Raw genomic sequence first — 15,912 nt, 5'->3', positions numbered from 1 at the left:
CTCTTACAAGGTGATATTAGGCTGCGTCTTCTTCATCAACGAAGGTGACGCCATTTTCGCGATGCAGGCGTTTACACGCTCGACCGTCACTGTGGAACAAATGGCAGCGATGGGCTGGAATACCAATGGCGTACTTCTCGCCGGGTTCAATCTCAACGGTATCGAGTTGGCGATAGATCACGTCTGCGTCTGCACTTTCAAGGTTGAGATAAATTTGCGTCTCGTTGCCTAGCTTCTCGACAATGGTCGCTTCCCCTTCAATTTGCGCATCGCCGTCTTTGGCGGCCACCAAATGCTCAGGACGAATGCCGAGAGACATGCGATCGCCGCGCGTGACGGTTTTGCCATCGACAGGTACCCAGAAACTGGCACCTTCACTGAGCTGCACTTTGACACGGTTTGGCTCAACATCCTCAATAAAGACACTCATAAAGTTCATTTTGGGTGAGCCGATAAACGACGCGACAAAGCGGTTTTGAGGGTAATGATAAAGCTCTAGCGGTTTGCCAACCTGCGCCACACGGCCTTCATCTAGTACCACGATTTTATCTGCCATGGTCATGGCTTCGATCTGATCGTGGGTCACATAAATCATGGTACAGCCAAGCTGACGTTGTAATTTGGTAATTTGTGCGCGCATCTGCACGCGTAACCCTGCATCGAGGTTGGAAAGTGGCTCATCGAGGAGGAAGACACGAGGTTGAGACACCAAGGTGCGGCCAATCGCGACACGCTGACGTTGTCCCCCGGACAAAGACTTGGGTTGTCTGTCGAGTAAGTGGCCGAGTTGTAAGATCTCCGCCGCTTGATGGACGCGCTTATCGACTTCCGCTTTGTTCGTTTTGGCCAGTTTTAGCCCAAAAGACATGTTGTCATAAAGATTTAGGTGGGGATACAACGCGTAAGATTGAAACACCATTCCCACGCCGCGTTTAGAAGGCTCTATTTCATTGACGCGTTGCTCATCAATATAAAGATCGCCCGATGTAATATCTTCTAATCCGGCAACGCAGCGTAATAAAGTGGATTTACCGCAACCAGATGGACCGACAAAAACAACAAATTCGCCGTCTTTAATCTCTAGGTCAACGTTTTTTGAAATCATTACATCGTTGTCATACGCTTTACAAACGTTTTTAAACGTGACACTTGCCATGTCGCTCGCCCTCAATCGCTTTTCATTAATTCGGCTCAATACGCATTATAGGTGGTTGTGTTATTCAATATCGGCCATTTTTGAGCGTTATCTTTTTTGTTGAACGCTGTTTGGTCATTGATTAAGCACATTGGATAGGTTCCACCCGATGCTTTTTTGATGACAGCAGTGTCGCGTATCTGCGCAAGCGGTACATCCTCCCGGGGGAAATTATTGCAGGGGGAGTAGGCGGGGAGGAGGATGATCTCCTCCCTAATTTAGTTTGAGGGCGTACATCACAAAATGATTAGCAAATTAGTTGAAGTTGATCACGTACCGTTTATTTTTGTGAGCCGCATCATTAGCGACGAGCGATATGGATCACGAATTCGCTCGCACAGGCGTAGGGCGTAGAAGCCAGGATGATGAGGAATGCGCGGGAATTACCCATGATAGACCGTGAAATACAGCTCATCCTCCATGGAATCGTGCTACACCTCAGTAGAAGAAGGATAGAAAGATGAAAAAATCACTTAGCGCTGTTGCTCTCGGTACCCTCATTGCACTGGGTTCATTTGGCGCACACGCCAATATCGAAGAAGGCCAACTGACGATTTGGATTAACGGTGATAAAGGCTATAACGGCCTAGCAGAAGTGGGTGACCGCTTTGAGCAAGACACGGGGATTCCTGTGACCGTTGTTCACCCTGATGGTTTGCAGGACAAGTTCCCGCAAACGGCGTCAACGGGCGATGGTCCAGATATTGTTTTTTGGGCGCATGACCGTTTTGGCGGCTACGCAGAGTCAGGCCTGTTGGCAGAAATTCGCCCTTCAGAACGTCTTAAAGAAGGCATGGTCGACTTTGCTTGGGATGCGGTGAAATACAAAGGCAAATACGTTGGCTACCCAGTGGCAGTAGAATCGCTTTCCCTTATCTACAACAAAGATTTGGTGCCAAACCCGCCAGAAACGTGGCAAGACGTAGTTGAGATGGATGCCAAGCTCAAAGAGCAAGGTAAGTCAGCCATCATGTGGAACTTAAAAGAACCCTACTTTACATGGCCATTAATGGCGGCTGATGGCGGCTACGCGTTTAAGCAAACGGCAAACGGCTATGATGTTAAAGACGCGGGTATCAATAACCAAGGTGTGCATGACGCGCTACATTTCATGAAGCAGATGGTCAAAGATGGCGTGATTTCATCAGATATGGACTACTCGGTTTCTGAGTCTTCTTTTAACCAAGGTGACACAGCGATGACCATTAACGGCCCATGGTCGTGGGGCAACATCGAAAAGTCAGGTATCAATTATGGTGTCACCACCTTACCTACCTTCCAAGGTGAAGCGTCCAAGCCTTTTGTTGGTGTGCTTAGTGCCGGTATTAGCACCGCATCGCCAAATAAAGCACTAGCGGTTGAGTTCCTTGAAAACTACCTGCTGACGAAAGAAGGCCTTTCAACGGTCAATGCGGATAAGCCCCTAGGTGCGGTGGCGCTGAATGCGTATCAAGCAGAGCTGGCTCAAGATAGTCGTATTGCTGCGACCATGGAAAACGCCAAACATGGCGAGGTGATGCCGAATATTCCACAAATGAATGGGTTCTGGGCGGCTGCCAAAAACGCCATCATCAATGTGGTCGATGGCCGTCAAAGCGTCGAGGAAGCGCTCGACGATGCGGAAACGCAAATGGTCAAATAAGCTCTATCTGCAGGGGGGCTTGCCTCCCTGCATTTTTTAAAACTATGTGAGTAGCGTTCCTTATGCAGTCAGTCCAAGGTTCCCAAGCTATGACAACGTCAGGCTCTTCTTTGCCCAGCAGCACAAAAGCGTTCATAAAATGGGCGTTACTGGCTACTGTGGCCATCATCAATGGCTATGCCACCGTCTTGATGTATTCGCGTGGTGAAACTGCCTTTGCCCTGTTAACTGTGGTATTAACCGCACTAGCGCTGTACATTTTTGGCAGTAAAAAAACATACGCCCATCGCTATATCTATCCAGGTATCGCGGGGATGATCCTCTTCATTATTTTTCCGTTGGTTTATACCGTTGGGCTGTCATTCACCAACTATAGCGCCAAAAATCAACTCTCTTTCGAGCGTGCCCAGTCCGTATTACTCGAGCGAACCTTTCAAAGTGGCGACAGTTATCCTTTCTCGTTATATCAAACGGATCAAGGCGTTCGTATTGTGGTGGAAGGCGACAACACACGTTTTGCCACCAAGCCATTTGAATTTGCAACACTGGCCGATGAAAACTTGTCACTTAGCCCAATTGACAGTGTTGAGGGACAAAAAGCGTCACTTCGCGATGTGATTCAAAATCGAGAGGCGCTCGGTAATCTAGATTTGCAATTGTCAGATGATCAAACCATTCGTATGAGTGGGTTACGTAAGTTCGCCGCCATTCAGCCTTTGTATAGTTTGCAAGAGGATGGTCGCACGCTGATCAATAATAAGACGGGTGAGACACTCAAACCCAATGATGAGGTAGGGTATTACCAACCGGTTAATGCTTCGGGTGAGTTTGTTGACGACACGGTGTCGCCCGGTTATGTGGTGCAAATTGGCACCGATAACTTTGAGCGTGTCTGGACAGATGAGGGGATTAAAGAGCCCTTTATTGGCATCTTTATTTGGACGATTGTTTTTTCTGTACTCACCGTGGTGTTTACCCTCTTTATCGGTTTGATATTGGCGAGCTTGGTGCAGTGGGAAGAGCTGAAAGGCAAATCGATCTACCGTTTATTATTGATCCTGCCTTATGCGGTGCCAGCCTTTATTTCGATTCTGATTTTCCGCGGTTTGTTTAACCAAAGCTTTGGTGAAATCAACATGGTATTGGAAGCCCTGTTTGGCATCAGTCCGAATTGGTTCTCTGACCCGTTCTTGGCGCGGAGCATGGTGCTAACTGTCAACACCTGGCTTGGTTTCCCTTATATGATGATCCTCTGTATGGGCTTGCTTAAAGCGATCCCCGATGATCTCTACGAAGCTTCAGCGATTGACGGCGCGAATTTCATTCAGAACTTCACCCGTATTACGCTGCCGATGATGATTAAACCATTAACACCGTTGCTGATTGCTGCTTTTGCCTTTAACTTCAATAACTTTGTGATGATTATGCTGTTAACAGAAGGTGGGCCAAACCGCATTGGCACCACGGAGCCGGCCGGTTATACCGACTTGCTGGTCAGCTACACCTATCGCATCGCCTTTGAAGGCAGTGGTGGTCAAGACTTTGGCTTGGCAAGTGCCATCGCCACACTGATTTTCTTGATTGTCGGCGCACTGGCGTTAATCAACCTCCGCATGACGCAGAAAAACGAGCACTGAGGGACGTAAATATGGCAATGGTACAAGGTAAATCCTTAAAATATCGCGTCTGGGCAACCCATATTGGCTTGTGCTTATTTTTGGCGCTGATCCTATTCCCGCTGTTAATGATTATTGCGATTTCATTCCGTGAAGGGAATTTCGCTACCGGGAGTTTGATCCCGAAAAATCCATCACTTGAACATTGGAAATTAGCATTGGGCTTCCCGGTGACTAATCCGGATGGCTCGGTCACGCCACCGCCGTTTCCCGTTCTATTATGGCTGTGGAATTCGGTAAAAGTGGCCGGGATCACCTCGCTGTTTATCGTGGTGCTCTCAACCACCTCGGCGTACGCCTTTGCGCGTATGCGATTTAAAGGCAAGCAAACCATCTTGAACGCGATGATGATCTTCCAGATGTTCCCAGCGGTGTTGGCATTGGTGGCTATCTACGCCTTGTTTGATAAGTTAGGGCAGTACATTCCGTTTTTGGGGCTCAACACGCACGGTGGCTTGATCTTTGCCTACTTGGGCGGGATTGCATTACACGTTTGGACCATTAAAGGTTACTTCGAGAGCATTGATGGTTCATTGGAAGAAGCCGCAGCACTGGATGGCGCCACTCCATGGCAGGCGTTTAGGCTGGTGCTGCTTCCGCTCTCCGTGCCTATCTTGGCTGTGGTCTTTATTCTGTCGTTTATCATGGCGGTAGGTGAGGTGCCAGTTGCTTCGATTCTGTTGTCGGATGTTGATTCGTATACCTTGGCGGTCGGCATGCAGCAGTACTTGTATCCGCAGAACTATCTGTGGGGCGACTTCGCGGCGGCAGCCGTGCTTTCAGCGGTACCGATCACAGGTGTTTTCTTACTCGCCCAACGTTGGTTAGTGGGTGGTTTGACGGCTGGTGGTGTGAAAGGCTAAGGCGTTACGCCCTCAGGCGAAGCAAGAGCACGAAAGTAAAGGCAGCTAACATTAGCTGCCTTTTTGATGTGGGTAATATTGGGCTACAGCCAGTCACCGTCAATACAGACTACAAAGTGCTTGCCTGCCAATATCAGGGACGGTTCGGGTGTGGTGATAGTCGTTTCATTGGTTGCGCTGTCACAGACAATACGCCACTGATGATTTGGTGGAAGCCGTAGGTTGTGCGCGGTGTCGCCGCTGTTAATGGCAATGAGCAGCGATTGACCCGCGTCAGAATGGTGTGCGCCTGGCGTGATCTGACAGCTAAGTGCTTGCAGGCTTGGCCATTGATGATCGTGAATAGAATCGCCATTCGGATGTCGCCACACAATCTGATTGCAATGGCGCTGTGTGCCACTCAACGCATCGATAAAGCGCGGTACGATAGCATTGCGACGTGCAATCATGGTGGCAAGCCAGTTTGACCAAACATGATCCTGCGTTTGCCAGTTTAACCAACTGATGGGGTTGTCTTGGCAATAGGCATTGTTGTTTCCCTGTTGCGAGTGCCCTAAAACATCGGCCATTAGAATGTGCGGCGCCCCCAGCGAGAAGAGGGTGCTCGCCATCATATTCCGTTTTTGCCGAGTTCTTATCTCAATAATATCAGTATTGTTTGTGGATCCTTCAACACCATAGTTGGCGGAGCGATTATCGCCATGGCCATCTCGGTTGTTCTCGCCATTGGCGTGATTATGCCGCTTGGCATAACTGACCACATCCTGCAGGGTAAAGCCATCATGGTAGGTGATGTAGTTGATGGGCAGGTGATCCGGCCAATACGCTGCGCTGAAAAAGTCGCGTGACCCCATCAACCGCGTGGCGAAATCCTGTAGCATACCTGGCTCTCCTCGCCATAAACTGCGCGTGATGTCGCGGATTTTATCGTTACATTCGGCCCAGTTAACCGGAAATTGTCCTAGCTGATAACCATCGGGACCTATATCCCATGGTTCCGCAATCAATTTGACCTTAGAAAGGATCGGATCTTGGGCGATGGCATGGAAAAAGGCATTGTAGGGATCAAAGATATCGCCGTCTCGCCCTAAGGTGGCGGCGAGATCGAACCGAAACCCATCCACGTGATAGTCGGTGACCCACATACGTAAGGTGTCGAGCACCTGCTTCATTGCAGCAGAATGGCGTATATCAATGGTATTGCCACAGCCGGTATGGTTGCGCAGCCGTTGGCCATCATGTAAGTACATGGCATGATCAAGCGCTTTATAATGAAGAATTGGCCCACCTTCTCCGCCTTCCGCCGTGTGATTAAACACCACGTCTAAAATGACTTCGATGTCGCGGCGGTGTAGTTCGCGTATCGCCGTTTTCAGCTCGTCAACCGCATTTTTCTCCGCGTAGCGCGGATCCGGTGCCATCCAAACGTATGGGTTGTAGCCCCAGTAGTTGGTTTTTTGCTGGCTGAGTAAATGCGGCTCCGGTAAGCAACAGGTAATCGGCAGCAGTTGCAGGCAATTAATCTGATGTTGTTGATAGAACGCCAACATCGCTGGTGACACCAAGCCTAAATAACGTCCTTGCTGTGTTGGCGAGACATCTGGGTGCTGTTGAGTTAGCCCTTTAACATGGGTTTCGAAAATAACGGTGTCGCACATTGAGCGTTGGGGCGATGACACGCCTTGCCAATCAAATAAGTCGTGATCGACGACTTGGCAGCGCGCAACCTGTGTGCTTTGCGATAATGTATAGGGAGGCTGATAGGTTAAAGGACCGGTAATGGCCTGAGCATAAGGGTCAGCCACACACCAGATTTGACCATCATGTGAGACCTCAAAGCTGTATTCTTGCCCTGCAACGACATCAGCAACATCTTGTGTCCAGTAGCCGCGCTTATATTCGTGCATAGCGATCCGCTGAGGTTGGTGCGCTTGATGCCACAATAGTAAATGTACGCAGTCCTGGTCTGGCGCATACAGTGTAAACCGACAGCCTGATGGGTGTAATTGCGCCCCTAATACATAAGGAGATGGGAAACAAACCGACATAACTAACACCGTTAAATGAGACGAGTCGCTATTAGAGCGGTTACCTATAAATAATTCAATCTGACGTCACATTTATGCTCATTGCCCCTCATGTAATAAAGTTTCATATTGCTATGAATAAAATTATTAATAGTGATCTGTTCGACGTTTTGTAGGGGGTAAAAAAGAAACCCAATTACCAATTACGCCTTGGTTCAGTGATCGATGTCGACAAGTTAGGATAATCCGCCTTAGCTCCTCCTTACTCCTCCTCCCCCTTCGCCCTCTCGATCGGATGACGCGAAAATGACCGCTCAGGGATAGGATATTTCCAGGATAACGAAGAAAGCTAAGCCTTGGACACACTGTCTTTTTCCACTACCCACTGCCGGTGTGAAGGGACACGTAAAAAAGGCGCATTATGGAGTAAGGTATGAGAAAAGTAAGTTTAATTGCGGCGGCTGTCGCAGCTGCTGTCACTGCCACCTCAGCGTTCGCTGTTGATTTTAATGGTTATGCTCGTGCGGGTGCTGCGATCGGTGGTGATGGTGCGGGTGATAGTGCTTTTGAAAAGAATAAAGTTGGTCGTTTGGGTAATGAAGACGACAACTATTACGAGTTCGGTTTTTCAGAAGAACTTCAAACGGGTGAGCAATCATGGAAACTGGAATCTATGATTGCCTCTAGCGATAAAGGCCAAAATGGTTGGGAAGATAGCGAAATCAATGTCGCGCAATTTAATGTCCAAGCCAAAGGTGTGATTGCATCCGATCCTGAAGCCGTTATTTGGGCGGGTAAGCGCTATTATCAACGTAAAGATATCCACATTACTGACTTCTATTTCTTGAATACATCAGGTACTGGTGGCGGTATTGAAAATATTTCACTGGGCGATCAAAAGCTTTCTTTAGCGTTTGTTCAAGATGGAGAAAATGATCAGTCCTCAGGCTATATTTTTGATGCGCGCTTAGCCAATATCGGCTTGTGGAAAGATGCTAGCTTAGAGCTCGCTACGGCCTATAACTTTGCGACAGAAAAAGATGACCAAACCGAAGCGGCTGATGATGGTATTATGCTTACCGGTATTGTGCATCAAAATATGGACAATGGTTTCAACCAAACAATCTTGCAATATGGTTCTGCAGGATACGGTGATCAGATTGCTGGCTTTGGTTCTGGTGCATGGTACAGCCGCGGCTCCGATGATAAAAACGATGCGAAAGGCTACCGTATTATCAACTGGGGTGTGATGAATGTTGGGTCATCGATGGAACTCGGACATCAGCTCTCTTATCATAATGGCTCGGACTTGACAGATGGTGAGGGCGACTCTGATATGTTCACTGCTGTTGTGCGTCCTGTTTATAAGTGGAACGACACGATGCGCACTATCGGTGAGGTAGGCTTCTTTGATGGAGAAAATCAAGGAACAGACCAAGGAGGCCACAAGTTTACTTTAGCTCAAGCATGGGCAATGGGTGACAGCTTCTGGTCGCGTCCTGAGATTCGCTTCTACGGTACGTATATTACGGATGAAGAAGGAGATACGTTTGGTGACAAAGGTGACTCAGAGTTCGTAACGGGTGTGCAATTGGAAGCTTGGTGGTAAGTCTTTTTTTAAACTGTCTTTTTTCATAGCCGACAATTGTCGGCTATTTTTTTAGGTGTTTTATATGAATAAGAAAGTGTTATTTATTTCTGGGCTATTATTACTTAGTGGGTGCTCGACGTTCGTTGATAACCAATATAAGGTTGCACCGACAGGAAAGGCAGTGACGCAGCTTGAAAAAGCGAAACAACTGCCGATAACAATGGACAAAGAGATAAAAATAGCGGTCACCGCGCAAACACAAGTCCTCGATATCTATAGCATTGATAGCCCTGGCGTCATTTTCGACTTACCAATGGTAAAAAATGGATTAGCTATCAATATTGAGGCAGAAGTCAACGACAGTGTTTTTGTCCCAAGTGCTAAAGTCATTAACCAGTCTGGCGATATTCGTGCTGAGCTTGATGATGATGGGTTAGTCTATCTAAAGCCCCGTCTAGCCGATGGAAACCGTTTGCAAGGTAATATTAAAGTCCATCCACAAATTGGCGACAGTTCGCTCTATTTAGTTATTTTTACCGATAAAGATAAACTTAATGAAACGGTGGCGGTTAGCCACCCAGCGAAATTGGACGCAGAGGGGAGAGGGAATTACTTTCCGGAGGTAGGTGATATTCAAGTGCCGCGCGCGTTGACTGGCACGTTTTCCATCGAAGCAACCGCTTTGGGCGCACATAACAATGCTCAGCCTATCGTCCTGCCAGCGCTCTCCGCCACTGAACGCCCGCAACAAGAAAGCGTTAGTTTTTATCACCAGGCTATTCGGGCCGCCATTGCAGACAACGATGTCGACAAAGCAATGGGCTTGCTGCGTGATGCGGAGCAATTGGGTATTACTGACGCTGACCAAGTCTTTCGTGACGCGATGAAAGCACAATTAGACAAGAAGTAATCTCACCATTTAAGCTACGTTTTACATCACGTCTTCAACAAGACATAACCTCAAAAGGGCAACGTTGATTGCCCTTTTTAGTATGAGAGGTAAGGCTGGAAACTAGACCGTAAACGTATCGACCAGTTGGCGAATCGTTTTGGCCTCGTGGTTGAGGGTTTGGTTTGCGCCTTGCGCTTGCTCACTGAGTGACAAGGTTTGTTCTATGCGTTGTGACAGTGCTTGGATGTTTTCAGCCACCTGCTGAGAGACTGCACTTTGCTCTTCCGCCGCTCCTGCGGTTTGGTAATTAATATCGCCTAGCTGCTGCACCAAATCAACAATCTCGGTTAAGGTCTCCTGCACGGAAACACTTGCTTGATAACCCTCCGCCGCACCACGTTCACCTTGTTGGATGACGGCTTCAATATCGGTAAGGAGTTGGTTGAAGGTTTCAAGCGTCGATACGATTTGGTCGACAGATTTTTGTGAGTGCTGGGCCAAGGCGCGCACCTCGTCAGCGACGACCGCAAACCCTCGGCCAGCTTCACCGGCGCGTGCCGACTCAATCGCGGCATTGAGCGCTAGCAAGTTGGTTTGATCTGAAATGCCGCGAATGTCGTCGAGTAAGGCGGCAATATCGCTACCACTGGCTTTGACTTCGCTGACAAAACTGTTGGCTTTTTGCAGATCTGTGTTGGCGGTTTGGTTACGTGCCACATTGTTAGCCACATTCTCCATGCATTGATTCAGCGATGAAACCACTGCGGTATTTTTCTCTTTTGAGGCTTCAGAGTTGGTTGCCACATCTTTTGAGGTCGCGGTCAGTTGCTCCATTGCCGTCGCGGCTTGGTGTAATGTCTCGGTATTATCAGACAGGGCTTGGTGGGCATCGGTGATGGCGTTATTGGCGGTCGTTGATGTGTCGGACAAACGTCCACCTGCTTGTTGAATTTGTCCCACCATCGATTGCAGCGCTTCCAACATGTGATTGACTGAGTGTTTAATACGATCAATCTCTGTCTTACCATTAACCGACAAACGCTGCGTTAAATCGCCACCACCTTGGGCTATCGCTTGAATCGATTGCTCGACGCTACTCAGCGGTGCTAATTGACGTTTGATAACGATTTGAATGATCACAAAGGCCAGCAGAAGCACGAGGCCACTCACCCAATATATGGTGTTTTGAATATCGCTTTCGGCGTCTGTCATCATTTGATTCAGCTGTGTGACGGGGGCCATCGCGGCCTGCTTGGGAGTCACAATCATCACTGACCACGTCTGAGACATATTGCCAAATTCGATCGGTTGCGACACATAAAAGTGCGAATCGGTTTGTTTGAATTGGCTTTTATGGCTTTGCTTTTGAAGCTTGGCAAGAGAGTGATAAGCGGGAGAGGATAGTTTGGAGACCGCGGTACCATGCTGGACTTGTTGATCGGTGCTGGCAACGATTCGTCCATTTTGACTGACAACAAACAGCTTACCGTTACTATCAGCACGTTTAGCCAGAATGGACTGGATTTGTGCTGTAGTCAGTGTACTCCCCACCATGGCAACGGTTTTATCGAAACGGAAAACGGGGGTTGTCACATCAAACACCGTTTGGGTTTTGCCATTAATCTCAGCGGTTCTCGGGTCGGTGATACAATCTTTTTGTGTGCTCACCGGGCATTGATACCAAGGGTTGGTTTCAGAGAAATTTTGCGCAGCGGTAAGGCGCATTTCCCCGCTCTCATCCACCGACACAGACGGCACATAGCGCCCATCTGCAGCGCTTGTTGGGTCGCCGTAGTAAAAAGCATCGGCGCCTAACACGTTTTTTTGCCACTCGGTGTAGATATTGTGCCATTCAGGTTGGCGTTTCAAAATCGAATACATGATCCGAGGTATATCATCTCGGTCGAGGATCCGTGCTGACTTATTCTTTTCCGCTTCGGAGGTATAAATCTGAGCGATAGTCCGTACCGTATCGAGGGGAGAGGCAATATACGCATGGATCTCTTCGCTAATCGCTGTCGCGCGATTTTGCATCTTAATCACCTGATCACGCTTTACGTTTTCAGTGACCTGGGATGACATTGCTGACTGACTGCTATTCAGCGTTGACAAGGAAACGGCACTCACTGCTCCAAGACCGATCAGGACGATGGACGAGGCAGCTAAGCTTATCCGTTGACTTATAGAAAGGGTACGCAACTTTTTCATAATCACTATCCGCACAAAGAAAACCGCACAAAGAAATACTCTGATTCGTCGAGTGGCGAGACAATGGCGTCGTGCGAAGAGTGATGGCACAACCGGTAGCGCGCCGACAGAGACGATAAGTGACACTAGTGTTACTTAATTAAGAAAAGGGCACATCCTCCTTAACTAAGTGGTCTTAGGGAGGAAATAAAACTCGTTAGACTCTTTTATTCCCCGCATGATCTGTCGCATATTTTTTTATGAGCAATGACGAGTAACTAGGGGCAAGTTCTCAATTCTTATAAGTTAAGCAGACACCAAAAAGCATTAGTTCACATTTTGCCAACTTGTTTGAGGGGCGTAGAGAGGGGGCGTAGGTTATATCGCTCCGGTTAACATCGCTAAATGACTCCTGGGAACTTGCGACACGAGAGTTATGGGGTCGATGTCTAAAAAAGCGAACAAAAAGTTGAGGCTGACTTAACTTTTCTGGTATTCACACTCAGTCGAATTTTTACTGTGTAAATAAGGAAGGGACATGACAGATACAGCACCTGCACCAGAGAAAGACTTGAAGAGTTTTAAACCCAAAAATAGAATAATTGCACTAATTCTAGGCATGTTTTTAGGGTTTGTCGGCGCAGATAGGTTCTATCTAGGTAAACCTGGTTCTGGGTTACTGAAAGCCTGCACGTTGGGTGGCTTTGGTTTATGGTGGTTTATTGATAATGCATTACTAATGGTTGACTTAATGGGTCATAGTCTAGGCAAAGATACCGGTATTGTTAAAGATGGTAATGGCAATGAGCTACAATTCGGTTTTTCGATGTACCGTTTCAAAGACGGGAAGCTAGAGCGCGATTGGAAATAGGGATAGCGAATATAAATTGCTTCACGTTTGCATAAAGGCGGGGGAAATTGATACGGCAGCCTTTTAAAGAATGTCTCCAATGTAGGCTCCCTCTAAAAAAGAGGGAGTTATCGGGCCTTATCTGTTCGGGAATGCTTTCTCGTCCATTCCCCTCTTTTTCTATTACTTATTGGCGAACAAACCTATCCAACGCTTTCTCCGCACTCATGGGGTTGAAGAAATAGAAACCTTGAATTTCATCGACATGTCACATGGGCAACATGCGTCATTTGCGTAATTGAGAGGCGGTTTCTACGCCTAATGCTGCGGCTGTCAGTCAAAAGAGGCAGGTGGCGAATGCCATGGTTTGAAAATAGGCGAAGGGCTGCCAATGTTCAATCTATTTGGTTTGATGGTGAGGAAGGCGTAACGTTTTACAGTGTAAACTGTGCGGAAGCGTGATTAACGCGGCGCCGCCAGGACGCCGCTTGTGGGCTAAGATGACCCATCAATTGATTTGAGGCTCATTTACGGCGGCAGAACTCTGCAATCACAAACAGGGTTTGGCCGTTTACTTTTCCTTGCACATGAGTAGGATCATCGGTCAAGTTAATGCCGCGTATCACCGTGCCTTGTTTGATCACTTGGCTTGAGCCTTTAACGGGCAAATCTTTAATCACGGTCACGTCGTCGCCTTTTTGCAGTGCCACGCCGTTAGCGTCCAATACTTTGACTTCTTCGATATCTTGACCGGTTTCTGCCCACTTACGGACATCGTCTTCCATATACATCATATCAAGATTATCTTGCGCCCAACTTTCGCTAGAAAGGCGAGAGAGCTGGCGGTAGGCAACTACCTGTACCGCAGGCTCTTGGCTCCACATACTATCGTTCAGGCAGCGCCAGTGGTTCACATCCATATTGTCTGGGTGTTGAAGTTGGTCGTGACACGTGCTGCAAACCAATACGCAACTGTTCGCTGTGGTGTCGGACGAGTAAGGGACTTCATACACAGATAAGTTGTCTGGGCTGGTGCAGAGTTCACATTGGCCGCCACTGCGCGCCTGAAGCGTTTGTTCAATACTCATTGATTATCTCACGGTTGGCAGGGGATCCCTGCAGTTACAGTGCTGCAGAGTGTAATCGCTGAAATAATTTCTTACAAGTTGTAAGGGATTAGGTCATCGCATGACGTTGCTTTATGTAGGCTCAGTACGAACACAAAAATGCCACGCATGGGCGTGGCATGGGTAACGTTTATTGTTTTCAATAATTAGGCATTTGCCGTGTCTTGCTTCACCACTTCATGGTGATCGAAGATGGTCTTATCTTGGCCACCGGTCAATCGAGAGGTGAGGGTACCGGCCGTCATTGAGCCGCTCACGTTCACAGCGGTTCGACCCATATCGATTAATGGTTCGATAGAAATCAACAGACCCGCTAGCGCGACAGGCATATCCAGTGCCGAGAGTACAATCAGTGCCGCAAAGGTCGCGCCGCCGCCCACACCGGCAATACCGAATGAACTGACAGTGACAATCGCAACCAAGGTGGCGATAAAGCCCGGATCGAGTGGATTAATGCCAATAGTAGGCGCAATCATGACCGCCAGCATAGCTGGATACAAGCCGGCACAGCCATTTTGACCCATGGTGGCACCGAATGACGCTGAGAAATTGGCGCTGGCCGGATCGTTACCCAAGTTCTTCATTTGCGAATCGATATTGAGCGGAATCGTGGCCGCGCTTGAGCGAGACGTAAAGGCAAACGTCAGCACAGGGAGCACTTTTTTGAGATATTGAATTGGGCTCATACCGACAAGGCCAATCAATACCAAGTGCATGACTAGGATGGCACCTAAGCCTACATAAGAGGCGGCAACAAAGTTGGCAAGTTCAAGAATTTCACTTACGTTTGAGCCAGCTACCACTTTGCTCATCAAAGCTAAAATACCGTAGGGAGTGAGGCCGATGATCATTCGAACCAACGTACGCACTAATTCTTGAGCCACATCCATAAAGCGCTCAAAACGCTCGCCAAGCTCAGGTTGAGTGCGCGACAATGTGACACCAGCGATACCCACGAGCGCAGAGAAAATCACCACAGCGATAGTCGAGGTTGGACGGCTACCGGCTAAATCTGCAAATGGGTTTTGTGGGAAGAAAGAGATAATCATATCAGCTAGTGATAAGTCTTCGACCGAGCCCAAGCGCTGCTCCAAGGCGGCACCACGCGCCATCTCTCGCGCACCTTGTACGATATCTTGCGCAGACAACCCAAACAGGTTGCTGACGAGTACACCAATGAGCGCAGACGCGGCGGTGGTGGCCAGCAAAATACCGATATTCAAGCTGGAAATTTTGCCCAGTGAGCCTGAGTCTTTCACTTTCAAAATCGCGCCAATAATCGACACCGTAATTAACGGCATGATGATCATCTTGAGCAGGCTGACGTAGCCTGAGCCGACGATATTGATATAGTTGATGGTTTCGCGCGTGATCGCGCCGTCAGCACCGTATAACGCTTGCAGCGCCGCACCGAAAGCAACCCCCAAGCCTAGGCCTGTAAACACACGTGTGGATAAGGATTTTTGTTGCTTGTGCAATTTGACAAGCACCGCCAGCAACAGCGCAAAAGCGATCAGATTTAAAAGGATAACTGTCATAGTCGGCGTTCCAATCTAGAGAATTATAATGACGTGAAGCTCTAACCCCGTTCAATGTATTCGAGGATTAGCGATTGCTTGGCATCATATGCCGGAAGGTGCATGCAATGAAGACCTATGTCACATTCTTGCTAGATAAAAAAAGCACTTATTAAAACCAAAAAGAATATGGCGCAAAATTTCAGCGATATTTGCTGAGTCAGTGTGCAATAGCATGAAAGGTCTACCAATGTTGGAGACGATGACACGGTCGGAGCGAATCTCAATTGGATAAAAACGAACGTTCGTACTATAAATGAAGGTATCGTTGGGTTAAGGTGAACC

The 15,912-nt window shown here is 48.1% G+C and carries 11 protein-coding genes; 6 read left to right on the top strand and 5 right to left on the bottom strand.

Going from position 1 to position 15,912, the window contains the following annotated elements:
• Positions 1 to 16: 16 nt before the first annotated feature.
• Positions 17 to 1,156, bottom strand: coding sequence for a maltose/maltodextrin ABC transporter ATP-binding protein MalK (gene malK / locus WN56_RS15930; RefSeq protein ID WP_046075901.1), 1,140 nt, complete (start codon positions 1,154 to 1,156; stop codon positions 17 to 19).
• Between the two features lie 499 nt (positions 1,157 to 1,655).
• Here malK and malE point away from each other — a divergent pair, with 499 nt between their 5' ends.
• The 3 genes from malE (at position 1,656) to malG (ending at position 5,376) form a co-directional block, all read left to right on the top strand.
• On the top strand, positions 1,656 to 2,837 hold the full coding sequence (malE, locus tag WN56_RS15925; RefSeq protein ID WP_046075900.1) for a maltose/maltodextrin ABC transporter substrate-binding protein MalE: 1,182 nt from the start codon (positions 1,656 to 1,658) through the stop codon (positions 2,835 to 2,837).
• 62 nt (positions 2,838 to 2,899) lie between these two features.
• A complete protein-coding gene (malF, locus tag WN56_RS15920) occupies positions 2,900 to 4,474 on the top strand; it encodes a maltose ABC transporter permease MalF (protein ID WP_046075899.1) in 1,575 nt (524 codons plus the stop codon).
• Between the two features lie 11 nt (positions 4,475 to 4,485).
• Complete coding sequence (malG, locus tag WN56_RS15915; RefSeq protein ID WP_046075898.1) at positions 4,486 to 5,376, top strand: maltose ABC transporter permease MalG; 891 nt, start codon at positions 4,486 to 4,488, stop codon at positions 5,374 to 5,376.
• An 83-nt stretch (positions 5,377 to 5,459) separates the two neighbouring features.
• Here malG and WN56_RS15910 read toward each other — a convergent pair whose 3' ends face one another.
• Entirely contained in the window at positions 5,460 to 7,424 is a 1,965-nt protein-coding gene (locus WN56_RS15910; RefSeq protein ID WP_082084483.1) for a glycogen-debranching protein, read from the bottom strand.
• Between the two features lie 412 nt (positions 7,425 to 7,836).
• On the opposite strand from WN56_RS15910, the gene lamB reads away from it, so the two are divergent.
• A complete protein-coding gene (lamB, locus tag WN56_RS15905) occupies positions 7,837 to 9,012 on the top strand; it encodes a maltoporin LamB (protein WP_046075897.1) in 1,176 nt (391 codons plus the stop codon).
• A gap of 64 nt (positions 9,013 to 9,076) precedes the next feature.
• The gene (locus tag WN56_RS15900) at positions 9,077 to 9,904 is read left to right on the top strand and encodes a MalM family protein (protein WP_052708141.1); all 828 of its coding nucleotides are present in this window, start codon (positions 9,077 to 9,079) and stop codon (positions 9,902 to 9,904) included.
• Between the two features lie 102 nt (positions 9,905 to 10,006).
• Here WN56_RS15900 and WN56_RS15895 read toward each other — a convergent pair whose 3' ends face one another.
• Complete coding sequence (locus tag WN56_RS15895; RefSeq protein ID WP_197075772.1) at positions 10,007 to 11,968, bottom strand: methyl-accepting chemotaxis protein; 1,962 nt, start codon at positions 11,966 to 11,968, stop codon at positions 10,007 to 10,009.
• Between the two features lie 643 nt (positions 11,969 to 12,611).
• Here WN56_RS15895 and WN56_RS15890 point away from each other — a divergent pair.
• Complete coding sequence (locus tag WN56_RS15890) at positions 12,612 to 12,944, top strand: TM2 domain-containing protein (RefSeq protein WP_046075895.1); 333 nt, start codon at positions 12,612 to 12,614, stop codon at positions 12,942 to 12,944.
• Between the two features lie 503 nt (positions 12,945 to 13,447).
• Here the strand turns inward: WN56_RS15890 and WN56_RS15885 are convergent.
• Both WN56_RS15885 and WN56_RS15880 read right to left on the bottom strand, forming a co-directional pair.
• On the bottom strand, positions 13,448 to 14,011 hold the full coding sequence (locus tag WN56_RS15885; RefSeq protein WP_046075894.1) for a PhnA domain-containing protein: 564 nt from the start codon (positions 14,009 to 14,011) through the stop codon (positions 13,448 to 13,450).
• A gap of 185 nt (positions 14,012 to 14,196) precedes the next feature.
• Positions 14,197 to 15,588 (bottom strand): L-cystine transporter, encoded by a 1,392-nt coding sequence (locus WN56_RS15880; RefSeq protein ID WP_046075893.1) that lies wholly within the window; start codon positions 15,586 to 15,588, stop codon positions 14,197 to 14,199.
• Positions 15,589 to 15,912 lie beyond the last annotated feature (324 nt).

It is taken from the genome of Salinivibrio sp. KP-1 (assembly GCF_000968645.1).
GTDB classification, from domain to species: Bacteria; Pseudomonadota; Gammaproteobacteria; order Enterobacterales; family Vibrionaceae; genus Salinivibrio; species Salinivibrio siamensis.
This window is presented reverse-complemented; position numbering and strand designations above follow the sequence as displayed.

Excerpts from the sequence above, each read along its gene's own strand:
- WN56_RS15910 (WP_082084483.1), bottom strand. The coding sequence starts at position 7,424 with ATGTCGGTTTGTTTCCCATCTCCTTATGTATTAGGGGCGCAATTACAC.
- lamB (WP_046075897.1), top strand. The coding sequence starts at position 7,837 with ATGAGAAAAGTAAGTTTAATTGCGGCGGCTGTCGCAGCTGCTGTCACT.
- WN56_RS15890 (WP_046075895.1), top strand. The coding sequence starts at position 12,612 with ATGACAGATACAGCACCTGCACCAGAGAAAGACTTGAAGAGTTTTAAA.
- malF (WP_046075899.1), top strand. The coding sequence starts at position 2,900 with ATGCAGTCAGTCCAAGGTTCCCAAGCTATGACAACGTCAGGCTCTTCT.
- malE (WP_046075900.1), top strand. The coding sequence starts at position 1,656 with ATGAAAAAATCACTTAGCGCTGTTGCTCTCGGTACCCTCATTGCACTG.
- malG (WP_046075898.1), top strand. The coding sequence starts at position 4,486 with ATGGCAATGGTACAAGGTAAATCCTTAAAATATCGCGTCTGGGCAACC.
- WN56_RS15885 (WP_046075894.1), bottom strand. The coding sequence starts at position 14,011 with ATGAGTATTGAACAAACGCTTCAGGCGCGCAGTGGCGGCCAATGTGAA.
- WN56_RS15895 (WP_197075772.1), bottom strand. The coding sequence starts at position 11,968 with ATGTCATCCCAGGTCACTGAAAACGTAAAGCGTGATCAGGTGATTAAG.
- WN56_RS15880 (WP_046075893.1), bottom strand. The coding sequence starts at position 15,588 with ATGACAGTTATCCTTTTAAATCTGATCGCTTTTGCGCTGTTGCTGGCG.
- malK (WP_046075901.1), bottom strand. The coding sequence starts at position 1,156 with ATGGCAAGTGTCACGTTTAAAAACGTTTGTAAAGCGTATGACAACGAT.
- WN56_RS15900 (WP_052708141.1), top strand. The coding sequence starts at position 9,077 with ATGAATAAGAAAGTGTTATTTATTTCTGGGCTATTATTACTTAGTGGG.